We start from the raw sequence: 16,722 nt of genomic DNA, 5'->3' as shown, positions 1-16,722 counted from the left end.
ATATCTCCGGTCGGATCGGACGATCCCACCGGGACAGGCGATCAGCGACTCCGCGTTCAGGGTCGGCTCAGCGCGCTGGCATTGGCGTTGTCGCTCAGCAACGCCGCCTCGGACTGGCCGGTGAGCATGCCCTCGAGCACGTTCTTGCCGATCGCGGCCTCGGTGGGCAGCGGGATCGGGTAGTTGCCGTCGAAGCACGCGCAGCACAGCCGCGAGCGCGGCTGTTCGGTGGCGGCGACCATGCCGTCCAGGGAGATGTAGCCGAGGGTGTCGGCGCCGATCGAGCGGCGCACGCCCTCGACCATGTCCGCGACGTCGCCTTCGGCACCCGCGCCGTTGGCGATCAGCTCCGCCCGCGAAGCGAAGTCGATGCCGTAGAAGCACGGCCACTTCACCGGCGGCGAGGCGATCCGCACGTGGATCTCCAGCGCGCCCGCCTCACGCAGCATCCGGATCAGCGCGCGCTGGGTGTTGCCGCGCACGATCGAGTCGTCCACGACGATCAGGCGCTTGCCCCGGATGACCTCGCGCAGCGGATTGAGCTTGAGCCGGATGCCCAGCTGCCGGATGGTCTGGCTGGGCTGGATGAACGTGCGCCCGACGTAGGCGTTCTTCATCAGACCCTGTCCGTAGGGCACCCCCGAACCCTGCGCGTAGCCGACGGCGGCGGGCGTGCCCGACTCGGGTACCGGAATCACCAGGTCGGCTTCGACCGGATGCTCCTTCGCCAGGCGACGGCCGATCTCCACCCGGGTGGCGTGCACCGACCGGCCCGCGATGGTGCTGTCCGGCCGGGCCAGGTACACGTACTCGAAGACGCAGCCTTTGGGCTCGGGGTTGGCGAAACGCATCGAGCGCACACCGTCGGCGTCGATCGCCAGCAATTCGCCGGGCTCGATCTCCCGGACGAACGCCGCGCCGACGATGTCCAGCGCCGCGGTCTCGCTGGCAACGACCCAGCCACGCTCCAGCCTGCCCAGGCACAGCGGGCGCACCCCGTGCGGGTCACGCGCGGCGTAGAGGGTGTGCTCGTCCATGAAGGTCAGGCAGAACGCGCCCTTCAGGGTGGGCAGCAACTCCATGGCAGCCTGCTCGATACTGGAATCGGCGGAGGCGTGCGCGAGCAGCGCGGTGACCACGTCGGAGTCGGAGGTGGCCGCGGCGGGCTGCGGACGCCCGCTGCGGATCGACGCGCCGAGCAGGCCGAGTTCGCGCGCGCGGCCCGCCAATTCGGCGGTGTTGACCAGATTGCCGTTGTGCCCCAGGGCGAGGCCGGAACCGACGGCGGTTGTGCGGAAGATGGGCTGGGCGTTCTCCCAGGTGACGCCACCGGTGGTGGAGTAACGACAGTGACCGACGGCGATGTGCCCCGGCATGGCCGCCAGCGTCTGCTCGTCGAACACCTGGCTGACCAAACCCAGATCCTTGAAGACGAGGATCTGGGAACCGTCCGACACCGCGATGCCCGCCGCCTCCTGCCCACGGTGTTGCAGGGCATAGAGACCGTAATACGTGAGCTTCGCCACTTCTTCGCTCGGCGCCCAGACTCCGAACACTCCGCACTCCTCGCGCGGCTCGTTCTCGTCGACGTCCGGGGCGGGACAGGAGGTGGCGGAAATGCTGTCGACCGGCAGTTCGGCGTTGGTCACCGTTTGCTCCCTGTTCGGGCGGGCTGGGGGCAGATTTCATTCTACGGGTGGACAGCGGCGCACTCGCACGCCGCCGCATCCGGGCAGCAATCCGGGGTGGGCGAACCCGGATATTTCCGGCGTCCGCAGCTGTTACGGTGCGCACCGTGACGACCACCGACGAGACGAGCGAGACCGAGCCGGGCGCGGGGCGCAGGCCATGGCCGCGGATGGTGCTCTTCCCGCTGGCCGTGCTGAGTCTGCTCACCGTGCTGCTGGGCATCATGTACCTCGACTACGTCGTCGATCCGGAGCAGAACCTGCACGATTTCCCGATCGCCCTGGTCAACCAGGACGTGGGCGACACCATCGGCAGCGGGGACAGCAGGCAGCAGGTCAATTTCGGCGATCGGATCACCGAAGCGCTCGTCGCCGGGGTTCCCTCGGACAAAGTCGACCTGCGCGTGCTCGGCATCAGCGAGGCCGAGCGGCAGATGCAGTCCGGGCAGGTGTACGGCGCGATCGTCATCCCGGGCGATTTCAGCAAGGGGCTCGGCAATCTGGGTGTGGGCAGTGTCATACCGGGCGATATCCAGCGGCCGATCATCACAGTGCAGACCAACCCGCGCACCGGCGCGTTCGGCACCCAGATCGTGCTCCGGGTCGGCGACCGAGCGCTGACCGAGGTGAACAAGCAGGTCGGCAAGCAGTTGCTGGACCAGGTGACCGCGCAGCTGGCTCCGCCGCCCGGCGGCCCGCCCGCGCCCGAGCTGACCGGCGCGACGAAGGTGGCGCTGGCGTCGCCGATCCAGGTGGTCGAACAGCAGTACCACCCGCTGCCGCACGGCAGCGGCCAGGGCCTGACCGCGTTCTTCTACGCCCTGTTGCTGCTGCTGGCCGGGGTGGTCGGCGCGATGGTCATCCACACCATGATCGACGCGCAGCTCGGCTTCGTGCCCACCGAGTACGGCCCGTGGTACGTGCACTACCCGCCCACGCCGATTTCGCGGTTCAAGACGCTGCTGATCAAGTGGGGCGTGTTGGCGCTGGCGGCGAACATCGTCGCCGCGGTGTTCCTGGTCGTCGGCAAGCTGCTGGAGATGCCGATCGGCAATCCGCTCGCCCTGTACCTCTACAGCGCGCTCGCACTGACCGCCGTCGGCGTGACCGGACTGTCGATGCTGGCCGCGATCGGCTCGGCGGGCCTGCTGGTGAACCTGATCCTGTTCGTCATCCTGGGCCTGCCGTCCTCCGGCGGCACCGTGCCGATCGAGGCGACGCCTCGGTACTTCGGCTGGCTCGCCTCCTTCGAACCCATGCACCAGGTGTTCCTGGGTGTGCGGGCGATTCTGTACTTCGACGCGAAGTTCGAGGCCGGACTCACCCGCGGCGTGTGGATGGCGGTCCTCGGGCTGGCGATCGGGCTGGTCTTCGGTGCGGTGGTCACCCGTTTCTACGACCGCAAGGGGCTCGAGCGCCGCAATATCGTCAAGGCGTGAGCCGCCTGCCCGCCGCACACCGATGCGGATTTCGCCCGCGTCATCGAAGTCGTTCCGACCCGGCACAGTTCGGCCACGTCGTCCGGCTGCGCGCGGCGTCAGCCGGTCGTGGCCCGGACGATCGGCAGCCAATGGGCGATCTCGGCCGCCCGGCTGCCGGAGGCGCTCACCGCGCCCGACGCGAGGGCCGCGTCGAATTCGAGCAGGCCGGTGGCCAGCAGCAACCAGGTGCGCGGGTCGGTCTCGACGACGTTCGGCGGGGTGCCCCTGGTGTGCCGCGGACCCTCGACGCACTGGACCGCGACGAACGGCGGCACCCGTACCTCGACCGAATGCCCCGGCGCGGAGGCGGCCAGCGACCGCGCCGTCGTCCGCACCGCCGCCGCGAGTTCGGCCCGCGCGGGGGCATCGACCGACTCGTCGTGCAACCACTGGCTCACCACCGCCACCGCCGCCCGCGTCTGCGCCGGGTCGACCGTCCCTCGTCCTGCCACGTTCCCGACCCTACTTCCCCGTTCGGCGCGCTCGGCCGGGTCGCCCGGCGTTCCCTCGACGGCGCGAGATCCGGGCGGCGCCGAATTCATCATTCGCGGCGAGAGCGCAACGCCGTGTAGAGACCGAGGACGGCGACGACCACCACGCCGTTGCTCCGAAGCCCGCGGTGACGGCCGTTCCCCACAGCATGATGAACGGCCCGTACTCCGCCACGCGGGCCCAGTATCCGCAGGGACCCACATCTTGCGGGATGGTCGCGCATTCAGGGTGACCGATGGCCGCGAAAGCAAGTGTCGCGAGCATCGGAATGGCAAGAGCCACACCGAGTACGATCGCCAGGCTTTTGAGCGGGCGGACGAGGACGGTCACACGGTCAGACCTTACGGACACCGGTCTTCGAGCGCGGCGCGCCGTCTCGGCGCGCGGGAACCTGGAAACGGCGGGCCAGGCGCGGCGCGATCGCCCCACCGGCGTTGATCGCCAGGTGCAACAGCGCGGGGGCGACCACGCCCAGGGTGCGGCGGCGCAGCCAACCGAACACCAGGCCGCCCGCGGTGGTCACCGCGACGGTGGCGGGCACGCTGTCACCTACCGCGCGCGCGGGGGCCACGTGCCAGAGGCCGAAGGTCACCGCGCCGAGCCAGGCTCCCGTTCGCGGGCCGAAAACGGTGTCCAGCAGCGGGTCCAGCGTGCCGCGGAAGACGAGTTCCTCGGTGTAGGCGGTGCCGACGGGAATGTGCACCGCCACCCATTCCGCGGCCGACACCTCGGGCCCGCGATCGGCGAGCTCGGCCAGCTGCCACCGCGGCGACGGAACGGCGAGGGCCACCCCGTAACCGGTCACGACGACCGAGGCCGCGAGCAGCCCGTAGCGCACCCCGCGCACCGAGCATCGGCCCGGATCGGCGCGCAGCGCGAGCGCGTACGCGGTGGCGAAACCGGCGTTGGCGGCGGTCCGGCCGCGCACGCCGAGACCCAGGCGGGGCAGCGCCGCATTGCTCCAGAGCAGCGGAAATACAACGGCGGCAATGGTTCTCGCGGCGTGTCCCGGACTCACTTGGTGGTCCGCTCGTAATCCTCCGCGGCCTCCACTTCGAGGCGGATCCGCTCGGAACGCTCCGCGGTCCAGTCCGGCGGGGCCGCGATGGCCGCCCAGCCGTCCAGCACCAGGCTGCCGTAGCGGTGCCCGTGCCCGTCGGTGACGGCTTGCGCGTTGGTCAGGTCGGCGGCCACCTGCCAGAAGGTGACGAACGGCCACCAGCGCATCTGGGAGGAGACGTCCGAGCCGCGCGACTCCGACAGCCAATCCGGCTGCGAGAAGATCAGATCCGGCGACCACCAGACGATCGGGTCGGACGCGTGCTGCAGATAGGCGATGCGCGGGGACCGCCACTCCGTCGAAGGCCGCGCCAGATCGGCGCTGTCGGAGGCGAACCGGACCACCAGTCCGTCCGCGTACAGCGGCTCGACCTCACGGGAACCCGGATCGCGGCGCGCGACGAACTGCTGCCAGAGCCGGTTCGAGTTGGGCGGACCGACCCACAGCGCGCCGTCGACCTTGGCCCGCAGGTCGGCGAGACCGTCGAAAGCGGCCTCGGAGCCTTGCGAGCCGAGGCTCTCCCCGTACACCAGCAGCTTGGGACGGACCTCCGGCGGGCGCGCGGTCCAGTGCTCGTACACGGCGTCGAACAGGTCCTTGCCCGCCGCGGCGGCCTTGCCGCGGTCGGCCAGGAACGACAGCACGCTCGGCAAGTAGGAGTACTGGGTGGCGACGATCGCGGTGTCACCGTCGTACATGTACTCGATCGCGGCCGCGGCCAGCGAGTTCACCCAACCCGTCCCGGTGGTGGTGACCACGACGACGGCCTTGCGGTCGAATGCCCCGGTGCGCTCCAGCTCGGACACCGCCAGCTCGGCCGGCTTCTGGTCACCTTCGACCGATTCCAAGCCGACATAGGCGCGGATGGGCTCCTTGGCCGGACGACCGGTGAGGGCGCTGATCCGGCTCGCCGTAGGGCCGTGCGAGACGAACCAGCGCCCTTCGAATCCGAGGGTCTCCCATTTCGCCAGCGACGTGGGACTGCCGGAACGCTCCGGTTGCTGCGGCTGGACGGCGTTCACCGAGGTGTGGTCGTTGCGAACACTGAATGCGGAGTTGGCAACGGCGAAGAACGCCCGCGTGGCGACGCCGTTGAAGATCGTCACCGCCAGCACCACCAGCACCAGGAACCCGGCGGCCGGCGCCAGCTCGCGCGGCACGCGCACCCACCGGTTGAGCAGGCGGGCCAGGAACAGGATGATCTCGCGCACCGTCCGGTACACCGCGACCGCCGCGGCGCCGACGGCCAAGCTGAGCAGGCCGGTGCGCAGATAGGCCGGCGTGGTGGTGCCTTCCATGCCCATCAACGCCGTGATCTCGCGCTGCCAGCGCGCCGACTGCACCAGCATCAGGGCGGCGCTGAGCGCGGCCGTGAAAAGCACCGCGGACTTGACCGCGTAACGCACCCAGACGGGCGGGGAGGCGATCTTCAGCCGTGGCCGCACCCAGAGCCGGAACAGCCACTCCAGCAGACAACCGACGCCGTACCCGAGCGCGGCGTTGATCCCGCTGATCAACCCCTGGAACAGCCAGTCGCGCGGCAGCAGCGACGGCGTCACCGACAGGGCGAAGAACACGGTGGCGACCACCAGGCCGACGTAGTTGAGATCGATGACGTCCTCGACGCGCCGGGTCACCGCGACCGCGCGTCCGCGCAGCCGCCGCATGGCACCGGCGGTCTCCAACATTCGACCAGTATGGCGGGCACCCCCGACGATCCGGCGCGTCGCCCGGCGTGACGCGGGGGCGGTCGACGCAGACCACACCGCCCGGCGGCCGAAGCCCGGTAATCGAACGCCCCCTCGCGGATGGCAACTACCCATTCCGCTCGAGTAGTTGTACCGGGGTGCGGGGGCCGCGCCGCCCGGAAACTTTCTGTCCATGAGCACATCGACCGCCCGCACGAAGGCCACCGCCGCTTACGTCGCGCAGGCCGCGATCGCCTTCGGCATCAGCTTCGCCGGAGCGGGCATCGGAATCTACGCGCTACCGCTGGACATCTGGCAACGCGGATTCCTCGGGATGTCGATGCTCTTCCTGGTCACGAGCACGTTCACGCTGGCGAAAGTGGTGCGCGATCAGCACGAGGCGGCGACCATCCACGGTCGCATCGACCAGGCGCGGATGGACAAGTTGCTCGCCGAGCACGATCCGTTCAATTCCGTCGCCTGATCACGCGCACCTGGGCGGGCCCGGCAACGAGGGGTCCAGGCCCGCCCAGGTGGGCGTTCGGTTCAGACCGCGCCCGCGCCGAAGAGTTTGGGCAGCGTGCCCTCGTGCGCGGCGCGCAACTCGTCCAGGGTGATCGAGAACTGGCCCTGCACCTCGACCGAATCCGCGCCTTGGTCGACCACGCCGATGCGCACCCACGGCAGTTCGCGGGCGGTGCACATACGGGTGAACCTGGTCTCCTCCGAGCGCGGAACGGCGACCAGCACCCGGCCCGCCGACTCGGAGAACAGCGTGACGAACGGGTCCGCGTCCTCGGGGAGCAGGATGCGGCAGCCGGTCTCACCGGCGAGCGCGGCCTCGACCACAGCCTGCGCGAGACCGCCCTCGCTGAGGTCGTGCGCGGCGCTGATCATGCCGTCGCGCGAACCGGCGGTCAGCACGTCGGCGAGCAACTGCTCGCGGGCGAAGTCGACCTTCGGGGGAACGCCGCCGAGATGGTCGTGCGCCACCTGGGACCAGATCGAGCCGCCGAACTCGTCGCGGGTATCACCGAGCAGGATCAGCGTCTCGCCCGGCTCCAGGCCGATCCCGGTCGGAATGCGGCGGTGCACGTCATCGATCACGCCGAGCACGCCGACCACCGGGGTCGGCAGGATCGCGGTCTGGCCGGTCTGGTTGTAGAAGCTGACGTTGCCGCCGGTGACCGGGATGCCCAGCGCCACGCAGCCGTCCGCCAAGCCACGCACCGCCTGCTGGAACTGCCACATCACACCGGGGTCCTCCGGCGAGCCGAAGTTCAGGCAGTTGGTGACCGCCTTCGGCGTCGCGCCGGTGGTGGCCACGTTGCGGTAGGCCTCGGCCAGCGCCAGTTGCGCACCGGCGTACGGGTCCAGCTTGGTGTAGCGGCCGGACGCGTCGGTGGCCAGCGCGATGCCGCGGCCGGTCTGCTCGTCGATCCGGATGACGCCCGCGTCGGCCTGGTCGGCGAGCACGGTGTTGCCGCGCACGTAGCGGTCGTACTGCTCGGTGATCCACTTGCGGCTGCACAGCTGCGGGCTGGAGATCATCCGCAGCAGTGTGGCGCGCAGCTCGTCCGCGGTCTTCGGCCTGGTCAACCTGTCCGGAGTGTCCGCGATCAGCGCGTCCTGCTCGTCGGGGCGCGCGACCGGGCGCTCGTAGACCGGACCCTCGTGCGCGACGGTGCGCGGCGGCACGTCCACCACGGTGTCGCCGTGCCAGGTGACGACCAGCCGGTCACCGTCGGTGACCTCGCCGATCACCGTGGCCAGCACGTCCCACTTGCGGCACACGGCCATGAAAGCGTCCACGTTCTCGGGGGTGACCACCGCGCACATGCGCTCCTGCGACTCGCTGGAGAGCACCTCGGCGGGCGTCATGCCTGCCGCGCGCAGCGGCACCTTGTCCAGCTCGATGCGCATGCCGCCGTCCCCGGCGGCCGCGAGTTCGGAAGTGGCACAGGACAATCCGGCGCCGCCGAGGTCCTGGATGCCGACCACCAGCTTCGCCGCGTACAGCTCGAGACAGCACTCGATGAGCACCTTCTCGGTGAACGGGTCGCCGACCTGCACCGAGGGCAGCTTCTTGCGGCCCGCGCCGGACTCGTCACCGGAGAAGGTGTCCGAGGCCAGCACCGAGACGCCGCCGATGCCGTCCAGGCCGGTGCGCGCGCCGAACAGCACGATCTTGTTGCCGGTGCCGGAGGCGAACGCCAGGTGCAGGTCCTCGACCCGCATCACGCCGGCACAAAGCGCGTTCACCAGCGGGTTGCCCTGATAGGAGGAGTCGAACACGGTCTCGCCGCCGACGTTCGGCAGGCCGAGCGAGTTGCCGTACCCGCCGACGCCGCGCACCACGCCGTCCACCACGCGACGGGTGTCGGCCGCGTCCGCCGCGCCGAAGCGCAACTGGTCCATCACCGCGATCGGGCGCGCGCCCATCGCCATGATGTCGCGCACGATGCCGCCGACGCCGGTGGCCGCGCCCTGGTACGGCTCGACGTAGGAGGGGTGGTTGTGGCTTTCCACCTTGAAGGTGACCGCCCAGCCGTCGCCGATGTCGACGACGCCCGCGTTCTCGCCGATGCCCGCGAGCATCGACTCGCGCATCTCGTCGGTGGTGGTCTGGCCGAAGTAGCGCAGGTGCACCTTCGAGGACTTGTAGGAGCAGTGCTCGCTCCACATCACCGAGTACATCGCCAGCTCGGCGTCGGTCGGCCTGCGCCCGAGGATCTCCTTGATGCGGGCGTACTCGTCGTCTTTGAGGCCGAGTTCTTTGTAGGGTTGCGGCACGTCGGGGTTTGCTGCGGCTGCGCTGACGGTGTCGACCTGCGGAGTCACGGAGTACCAGGGTCCTTTCGGCCGGGCATTGTGAAGCGACGAGCGTTGTCACTGGGTGGCGGCGAGATGCCTGGTGCAAGTCTAGAGGCAGTGGGTACCGGCCCTGCGCACCGGCTACTCTGAGCCGGTGAACGAAGGATCGGGAGCCGCGACTCCGGGTGGCGGATCGATCACCACGGACACGGCGTCGACCCGGATCGGGGAATCGGGAACCGCCTCCGATGTCGCGTCGCCGAACCCGTGGACGCCGCAAGTGCGCTGGCTGGTTGCTGCGATCGCGTTGTTCGCGGTGTCTGCACTCGTTTCGCTGCTGGTGCACTGGTGGCACGGCTACATCGACCTGCAGGTCTATCGCAACGGCGCCCGGGTGTGGTTGGACGGCGGCGACCTGTACGGTCCGATGCCGCCGGTCGAGGGGATCGGGCTGCCGTTCACCTATCCGCCGTTGGCCGCCTTGTTCTTCGCGCCGCTGGCCATGATGCCGCTGCTGCTCGCCGAGGTGCTGGTGGTCGTCACCTCCGTGGCGAGCCTGGGCATCTCGCTGTGGCTGGTGCTGGCGCGCCTGCGCCCCGAGCTGTCCCGCCCGGCCGTGCTCACCCTGGTGATCGCCGCGGTCGCGGTGGCGCAGTTCTTCGAACCGATCCGCCAGACCTTCGGTTTCGGCCAGATCAACCTGGTGCTGATGGCCGCGATCACGCTGGACTGCCTGGTGCGCAAGCCGTTCTGGCCGCGCGGCATGCTGATCGGCATCGCCGTGTCGGTGAAACTCATCCCGGCCGGTTACCTGCTGTACTTCGTGCTGCGCAAGGACTGGAAGGCCGCGGGCACGCTGGTGGTCTCCGCGATCGCTGCGGTGGGGCTGGGATTCTTGCTGTTCCCGGGCGATTCCGTGGACTACTGGTTCCACACCCTGGCCGACACCGGGCGCATCGGACCGCCCTACTTCGCGGGCAACCAATCCATCAAGGGCATGGCGTTCCGCTTGGGCGTCGGCGACACGGCGGCCACCCTGCTGTGGATCACGCTGTCGGTGCTGGCCGTCGCGCTCGCCGCGGTGTGGATGCGCAGGCTGATCGACGCGGGCGCGACCGTGGCGGCGCTGCTGGTGAACGCCGCGGCGGTGCTGCTGGTCTCGCCGGTGTCCTGGTCGCATCACTGGGTGTGGATCGCGCCCGCCCTGGTGGTCACCGCCGACCTGATGGTGCGCGGCGCGCGCCGCCCGCGCGTGATCGGCGCGGTCGCGGCGGGCTGCGTGCTGTTCCTGATCGGTCCGCACTGGCTGCTGCCGCACTCGCGCGACCGCGAACTGGACTGGGCCTGGTGGCAGCAGATCATCGGTAGCGGTTACGTGCTGGTCACTCTCGCGGTGTTCGTCGTCGCGGTGGTTACCTACCGCCCGGTGATCTCGGGTGTGAGGAAGGCCGCCAGCGCCGCCGCGTAGGCCGGGACGTCGGACGCGCCCATCAACTCACGCGCCGAATGCATCGCCAACTGCGGCGCGCCCACGTCGACGGTCGGCATGCCGGTCCGCGCCGCGGTCATCGGTCCGATCGTGGAGCCGCAGGGCAGGTCGGCGCGATGCACGTAGCGCTGCAACGGAACCGCGGCCTGCGCGCAGGCCAGCGCGAACGCGCCCGCGCCGGTGGCGTCGGTCGCGTAACGCAGGTTCTGGTTCACCTTCAGCACCGGCCCGCCGTTGACCTCGATGCGGTGCGCGGGCTCGTGCCGCTCCGGATAGTTCGGGTGCGTGGCGTGCGCCATGTCACCCGACGCGCACACCGAGCCGGCGAGCGCGGCAAGGTAATCGGCGCGACCGCCGCCACGCGCGAGCACGATGCGCTCCAGCACCGCGGGCAGCAGATCCGACTGCGCGCCACGGTCGGACTGGCTGCCGACCTCCTCGTGGTCGAACATGGCCAGCACCGGCGTCGCCGCGCCGGGCTCGTCGAGCGCGGCGAGGAACGCCTGCAGGCCCGCGTAGCAGGTGCCCTGGTTGTCCAGGCGGGGCGCGCTGACCAGGTCCCGATCCCGGCCGGCCAGCCCGCTCGGCGTCAGATCGTGGGTCATCAGTTCCCAGCCGAGCACGTCACCCGGGTCGACTTCGGCCCGGTCGGCCACGAAATCGACGAACGCGCCCGCTTCGTACCCCACACCCCAGACCGCGTTGACGTGCCGTTGCGGATCCAGGGTGACGCCCCTGCGGTCCTCGGACAGATGGATGGCCAGCTGTGGCACGCGCAGGATCGGCTCATCGATGCGGATCACGTGCTCGCGCACCGCGTTTCCGTCACGCACGCTCAGTCGCCCGGAGACGCCGAGCTCTCGATCCAGCCAGGAGTTCAGCCACGCGCCGCCGTACGGCTCCAGGCCGACCAACTGCCACCCTGCCGAGGTCAGGTCGGGGTGCTGCTTCACCCGCAGATTGGGACTGTCGGTGTGCGCTCCGACGACGCGGAACGGGGTCGCGCTCGCGTTCTCACCGGTTGCCCAGGCGACCAGCGATCCCCCGCGGATCACGTAGTGCCCGCCCGCGCTTTCCACGGGCCAGGGCTGCGCCTCGGCGAGCCGGGTGAATCCGCGCGCGTCCAATTCCGCGGCGACCGTGCGGCAGACGTGGAACGGTGACGGAGACGCATCGATGAACGCGCACAACCCGGCGGCCGTGGCTGCGGTGGTGGAGACGGGCATGCCTGCGATCCTAGGCAAGCCGACCGCGACCGGTCTGGCGCGGTCGAGTAGCCACGCGCGACGAATACCGACCGGGAGGTGTGACCTCGATCCGTAATCGCGGAGAATCCACCCTCCGAGATCCATCCGCGGCACGCACCGATTCCGCCGGCGACATAACGCCGAGAATGGTTTGCCGAATGATCACGAATCGGATGTTCGGGGCATTCATCGGACGAATGTCCGTACTTCGGGTATTTACTCCGAGGCGATGGAAACCAAGTCGAGCAATCGCATGAGTTCGGTATATCGGCGGGCTCCGATGCGCCCGCGCAACTCTTGTTCGGCGCGCGCCTCCTCCGTGCGCACCTCGGCGACCAAGTCCGCCCCGAGCCTGCTGAGACCGATCAGGATGCGCCGCCGATCGTCCTGCGCGGCGAGCCGGAAGATCAGGCCGCGCTCGGCCAGGTAGTCGGCGTGCCTGGTGGCCGAGGACGGCGCGAGCTGCGATCTGGCCGCCAGCTCGGTCATCGTGATCCCCGCGTCCCCGCACAGATTCGACAGCATCGACCACTGATCCGGCGAGAGTTGCCTGGCGCACAGTGCCGCGTCCAAGTGCCGCACCCACCCGCGCTCAGCGGCACGCAGCGCGCCATGCAGCGTCGAATTTCCGCTTACAATGGACGTCATCATTTCCCTGCCTGCCGTGAAATTCACTCGAACGAGAAGAAGAGTACCGAATGCCGACGTCGATCGAGAGCCCCGACGGCACGATCGAGATCCTCAACATAGTTCCCCGGCAGGGGCCCGGCGGTATCGTCGCACCGTCCTGCGATGCGGCGACAACGCTGGCGGTGGAGGAAATCAACCGGAGCGCGGGAATTCTGGGGCGGGAAATTCGTACTACGAATATCGATGGCGGACGGCCGCCGCAGGAGGTCGCCGCCGAGGTCTCCGCGCTGCTGTCCACCGGCATGGTGCACGCCATCACCGGCTGGCACACCTCCGCGGTCCGCCGGGCCGTCGCGCGCGCCTGCGCCAGCCGGGTGCCCTATCTGTACGCCACCAGTCACGAGGGGCTGACCGACGAGCTACCCGGTGTGCTGATGCTCGGCGAGCATCCGGCCGGGCAGACCGTGCCCGCGGTGCACTGGCTCGAACGCGAGTACGGCGTGCGGCGCTGGGCCGTCATCGGCAACGACTACATCTGGCCGCGCCGGTCCGCCAAGGTGATTCGCGCTAGTCTGGCCGATCCGGCCGCGATCGTGCTGGAGCAGTTCGTCCCGCTGGGATGCGCGGACTTCTCCGGCTTCCTCACCCATCCGGCACTCGACCTGGCCGACGGCGTGGTGATCCTGATGGTCGGCGCGGACGTCGCCCGCTTCAACCGGCAGTACGCGGCCACCGGCCGCGCGGCGAGCCAACTGCGGGTCAGCCCGTCCGCCGACGAGAACGTGCTGCTGGCGGGGGGCCCGGAGGCCAACAAAGACTTCTTCGTGGCGTCCAGCTTCTTCCTCGACGGACGCACGGCCGACGGACGCGACCGCCTGACCCGCTACCACGCACGGCACGGCGCGTTCGCCCCCGCGCTGACCAGTTTCGGCAACGCCACCTACGAAGCCGTCCACACGCTCGGCGCGCTCGCACGGACGGTCGGGTCACTGGGAGTGCCCGAGATCCTCGACGCCCTCGATCACGGCCTGACCCTCGAGACGCCTTCGGGCGCCCGCGGTTTCCGAGGCAACCAGGCGCTTCAGCACGGCTACCTCGCCCGCGCGCAAGGCGTGGACTTCCACATCATCGACCGCATCAGCTGAACCGATACCGCCCGCGTGTGCCCCTACACCCCTACCAAAGTGTCCAGTACCGAGAGGAACAGGCCGAGGCCGTCGTCGCTGGGGCCGGTCAAGGGCTCGGTGGCGTGCTCGGGGTGCGGCATCAGGCCGACGACGCGGCCGTTGGCCGAGGCGATGCCCGCGATACCGCGCTGTGAGCCGTTCGGGTTGCCGCTCGCGTAGCGGAAGACCACCCGGCCCTCGCCCTCGAGTTCGTCCAGCACGGCCTCCGACGCCTGGTAGCGCCCCTCACCGGACTTGAGCGGGACGAGTATCTGCGCGCCCGGTTCGAAGCGGGAGGTCCACGCCGTCGACACCGATTCCACGGTGAGCCACTCGTCACGGCAGATGAAGTGCAGGCCCTCGTTACGGGTCAGCGCGCCGGGGAGCAACCCGGCCTCGCACAGCACTTGGAAGCCGTTGCAGATGCCCAGCACCGGCAGTCCGCCGCCCGCCGCGCGCACGACCTCGTCCATCACCGGGGCGAACCGGGCGATGGCTCCGGCACGCAGGTAGTCGCCGTAGGAGAAGCCGCCGGGCACGATCACCGCGTCGACACTCTTCAGATCGGCGTCGGCATGCCACAGGCTGACCGCCTCGGCGCCGGCCAAGCGCACCGCCCTGGCGGCGTCGACGTCGTCGAGCGTGCCGGGAAACGTGATGACCCCGATCCGGGCGGTCATGAGACGCGAACCACCTTCCACTCCTCGATCACCGTGTTGCACAGCAGCGATTCGGCGATCCGCTCGAGTGCCGCGTCGTCGACGCTGTCGTCGACGTCGAGTTCGAATCGCTTGCCCTGCCGCACGTCCGAGACGCCCTCGAATCCCAGGCGCGGGAGTGCGCCGACAATGGCCTGCCCCTGCGGATCCAGGATCTCGGCCTTCGGCATCACCTCGACCACGACTCGTGCCACGCGTTGCTCCTCATGTGGTTGTGGGGTTACCTCAGCAGCGTAGTTGTGCTGGTCGGACACGGCATCCGCGGGGTCGCCGAGACATCGGCGCAGTCGGGGAGAACACACCTGGCGTGGCTAGCATGGCGGCATGCGCATAGCCCACTTCGGTCACTCCTGCCTCCTCGTCGAGTTGCACGGCAAGAAGATCCTGTTCGACCCGGGCACCTTCTCGCACGGCTTCGAGGGCCTCACCGGCCTGGACGCGATCGCCGTCACCCACCAGCATCCCGACCACATCGACCCGAACCGGATCGAGGCGCTCATCGAGGCCAACCCCGGCGCACGGCTGCTGTCGGATCCGCAGACCGCCCAGCAGCGTGACGAGCCGTGGGAGGCGGTGCGGGCGGGCAACGTGCTGACCATCGACGGTCTGCAGATCACCGGCGGCGGGGGCAGGCATGCCGTCATCCATCCGGAGATCCCCGTGATCGATAACACCGTCTTCCTGCTCGGCACCCCGGGCGACCCGGCCCAGCTCGTCCACCCGGGTGACTCGCTGTGGGTGCCGCCGGTCCCGGTCGGCGTGCTGGCCGCCCCGGCCGCGGCTCCTTGGATGCGGATCAGCGAGGCGGTGGACTACCTCCGGGCGGTCGCCCCGCGGGTCGCGCTGCCGATCCATTTCGGCATCATCCAGCGCGAAGCGCAGGGCATCTATTTCGGGCGCCTCACCGAGATGGCCCCGGAGGAAACCGAATTCCGAGTGCTCGAGCCGGAGGACGCGACCGAACTCTAGGGCGCTATCCGGTATACGTCGCGAGGAACAGCGCCTCGGCCAGCGCCATGTGCTCGATCTCCGTCGGATCGACGCTCTCGTTGGGCGCGTGGATGAGGGATTTCGGTTCCTCGACTCCGAGCAACATGATCTCCGCGTCCGGGTAGGTGGTGGCGAAGACGTTGCACAGCGGGATCGAGCCACCCTGCCCCTGAGTGGTCGCCGGGCGGCCGTAGGACGCGGCCAGAGCGGCCTCCATCGCGGCGCGCGCCGGGCCGCCGGTGGGGGAACGGAAGGGTGCGCCGGTCCCTTCCAGTTCGACGGTCAGCGTCGCGTGCCACGGCGTGTGCGCCTCCAGATGCGCGACGAGCGCCCGATGTGCCCGCTCCGGATCGGTGCCCGGCGGAATGCGCAGGTTGAGACGGGCCCGCGCGATCGGCGGGATCGCGGCGGCGGAGCCGACCACCGGGGGCGCGTCGATGCCGAGCACCGTCAGCGCCGGTCGCGCCCACAGCATGTCGGCGACGGTGCCGTCCCCGACGAGGTCGACGCCGCGCAGGACGCGCGCGTCGGCGTGGAACTGCTCGCTCGGATATTGCACACCCGTCCACACCTGATCGTTGGGCAGCCCGTCGATGGTGGTGTTGCCGCGCTCGTCACGCAACGAGGCCAGCAGCCGGATCAGCGCGGCAAGGGCGTCGGGCGCCGGACCGCCGAACATGCCGGAATGCAGTGGACCCGCGAGAGTTTCGACGGTGACCACCACGTTCACCCCGCCGCGCAACGTCTGCGTCAGCGTCGGCACGCCCGCGGCGAAATTGCCGCAGTCACCGATCACGATCGCGTCCGCGCGCAGCAGGTCCGGGTTGGCTTCGACGAATCGCTCCAGTCCCCCGGTGCTCTGTTCCTCGGAGCCCTCCGCGACGACGGTGACGCCCAGCGGCAGGTCCGGCCCGAGTGCGCGCAGCGCCGTCAGGTGCATGACGATGTTGCCCTTGCAGTCCGCGCTGCCGCGGCCGTACCAGCGCCCGTCCCGTTCCGTCAGCTGCCACGGCGGGGTGCGCCATGCCGCCTCGTCCATCGGCGGTTGGACGTCATAGTGACAGTAGAGCAACACTGTCGGCGCGCCAGCGGGAGCCGGCCGCGACGCGACGACGGCCTTGGTGCCGTCCGGCGTCTCGTGCAGACCCACCGTGGTCAGTCCGGCGGCGACGAACGCGTCGGCCACCCACTGCGCCGCCATATCGCACTCCTCCAGCGGATACTGCCGTGGATCGGCCACCGACCGAAACGAAACAAG

15 protein-coding genes are annotated in these 16,722 nt (G+C 69.8%); 5 read left to right on the top strand and 10 right to left on the bottom strand.

The window, feature by feature from the left end; translation table 11 throughout:
- Positions 1–56: 56 nt before the first annotated feature.
- On the bottom strand, positions 57–1,649 hold the full coding sequence (gene purF / locus ON27_RS03245) for an amidophosphoribosyltransferase (RefSeq protein ID WP_043719060.1): 1,593 nt from the start codon (positions 1,647–1,649) through the stop codon (positions 57–59).
- A gap of 209 nt (positions 1,650–1,858) precedes the next feature.
- Between purF and ON27_RS03240 the strand changes: the two genes are divergently transcribed.
- Entirely contained in the window at positions 1,859–3,127 is a 1,269-nt protein-coding gene (locus ON27_RS03240) for a YhgE/Pip domain-containing protein (RefSeq protein WP_043719071.1), read from the top strand.
- A gap of 98 nt (positions 3,128–3,225) precedes the next feature.
- On the opposite strand, the gene ON27_RS43825 is transcribed toward ON27_RS03240, so the two are convergent.
- The 3 genes from ON27_RS43825 to ON27_RS03225 all read right to left on the bottom strand — a co-directional run bounded on the left by ON27_RS43825 (position 3,226) and on the right by ON27_RS03225 (position 6,409).
- Positions 3,226–3,621, bottom strand: a complete 396-nt coding sequence (locus tag ON27_RS43825) for a sterol carrier family protein (protein ID WP_043719069.1) — start codon at positions 3,619–3,621, stop codon at positions 3,226–3,228.
- Positions 3,622–3,995: 374 nt separating this feature from the next.
- Complete coding sequence (locus ON27_RS03230) at positions 3,996–4,679, bottom strand: CPBP family intramembrane glutamic endopeptidase (RefSeq protein ID WP_043719057.1); 684 nt, start codon at positions 4,677–4,679, stop codon at positions 3,996–3,998.
- Positions 4,676–6,409 (bottom strand): alpha/beta hydrolase, encoded by a 1,734-nt coding sequence (locus ON27_RS03225; RefSeq protein WP_043719055.1) that lies wholly within the window; start codon positions 6,407–6,409, stop codon positions 4,676–4,678. Before ON27_RS03225 ends, ON27_RS03230 begins: the two co-directional genes overlap by 4 nt.
- 193 nt (positions 6,410–6,602) lie before the next feature.
- On the opposite strand from ON27_RS03225, the gene ON27_RS03220 reads away from it, so the two are divergent.
- Positions 6,603–6,893, top strand: a complete 291-nt coding sequence (locus tag ON27_RS03220) for a YiaA/YiaB family inner membrane protein (RefSeq protein ID WP_043719052.1) — start codon at positions 6,603–6,605, stop codon at positions 6,891–6,893.
- A gap of 62 nt (positions 6,894–6,955) precedes the next feature.
- On the opposite strand, the gene purL is transcribed toward ON27_RS03220, so the two are convergent.
- Entirely contained in the window at positions 6,956–9,250 is a 2,295-nt protein-coding gene (gene purL / locus ON27_RS03215) for a phosphoribosylformylglycinamidine synthase subunit PurL (protein ID WP_043719050.1), read from the bottom strand.
- A gap of 127 nt (positions 9,251–9,377) precedes the next feature.
- On the opposite strand from purL, the gene ON27_RS03210 reads away from it, so the two are divergent.
- Positions 9,378–10,691: a glycosyltransferase 87 family protein gene (locus tag ON27_RS03210; protein ID WP_245559767.1), complete on the top strand. Its 1,314-nt coding sequence runs from the start codon at positions 9,378–9,380 to the stop codon at positions 10,689–10,691.
- On the opposite strand, the gene ON27_RS03205 is transcribed toward ON27_RS03210, so the two are convergent.
- Both ON27_RS03205 and ON27_RS03200 read right to left on the bottom strand, forming a co-directional pair.
- Complete coding sequence (locus ON27_RS03205) at positions 10,640–11,938, bottom strand: M18 family aminopeptidase (protein WP_043719043.1); 1,299 nt, start codon at positions 11,936–11,938, stop codon at positions 10,640–10,642. The two genes, ON27_RS03210 and ON27_RS03205, sit on opposite strands and share 52 nt — an antisense overlap.
- A gap of 237 nt (positions 11,939–12,175) precedes the next feature.
- A complete protein-coding gene (locus ON27_RS03200) occupies positions 12,176–12,607 on the bottom strand; it encodes a MarR family winged helix-turn-helix transcriptional regulator (protein ID WP_043719065.1) in 432 nt (143 codons plus the stop codon).
- A gap of 50 nt (positions 12,608–12,657) precedes the next feature.
- Here ON27_RS03200 and ON27_RS03195 point away from each other — a divergent pair, with 50 nt between their 5' ends.
- The gene (locus tag ON27_RS03195; protein ID WP_043719040.1) at positions 12,658–13,734 is read left to right on the top strand and encodes a substrate-binding domain-containing protein; all 1,077 of its coding nucleotides are present in this window, start codon (positions 12,658–12,660) and stop codon (positions 13,732–13,734) included.
- 23 nt (positions 13,735–13,757) lie between these two features.
- On the opposite strand, the gene purQ is transcribed toward ON27_RS03195, so the two are convergent.
- Positions 13,758–14,435, bottom strand: a complete 678-nt coding sequence (gene purQ / locus ON27_RS03190; RefSeq protein WP_043719038.1) for a phosphoribosylformylglycinamidine synthase subunit PurQ — start codon at positions 14,433–14,435, stop codon at positions 13,758–13,760.
- Positions 14,432–14,668, bottom strand: a complete 237-nt coding sequence (purS, locus tag ON27_RS03185) for a phosphoribosylformylglycinamidine synthase subunit PurS (RefSeq protein ID WP_043686485.1) — start codon at positions 14,666–14,668, stop codon at positions 14,432–14,434. The genes purQ and purS overlap by 4 nt, the downstream gene beginning before the upstream one ends.
- 130 nt (positions 14,669–14,798) lie before the next feature.
- Here purS and ON27_RS03180 point away from each other — a divergent pair, with 130 nt between their 5' ends.
- Positions 14,799–15,443, top strand: coding sequence for an MBL fold metallo-hydrolase (locus ON27_RS03180; RefSeq protein WP_043719029.1), 645 nt, complete (start codon positions 14,799–14,801; stop codon positions 15,441–15,443).
- Positions 15,444–15,447: 4 nt separating this feature from the next.
- Here the strand turns inward: ON27_RS03180 and ON27_RS03175 are convergent.
- Positions 15,448–16,722, bottom strand: a 1,275-nt coding sequence (locus ON27_RS03175) for a dipeptidase (protein ID WP_043719062.1), incomplete at its 5' end; no start/stop codon positions are given.

It is taken from the genome of Nocardia asiatica NBRC 100129 (assembly GCF_000308415.1).
GTDB lineage: Bacteria > Actinomycetota > Actinomycetes > Mycobacteriales > Mycobacteriaceae > Nocardia > Nocardia asiatica.
The sequence above is the reverse complement of the archived record's forward strand: the minus strand, read 5'-3'. Positions and strand labels throughout refer to the sequence as shown.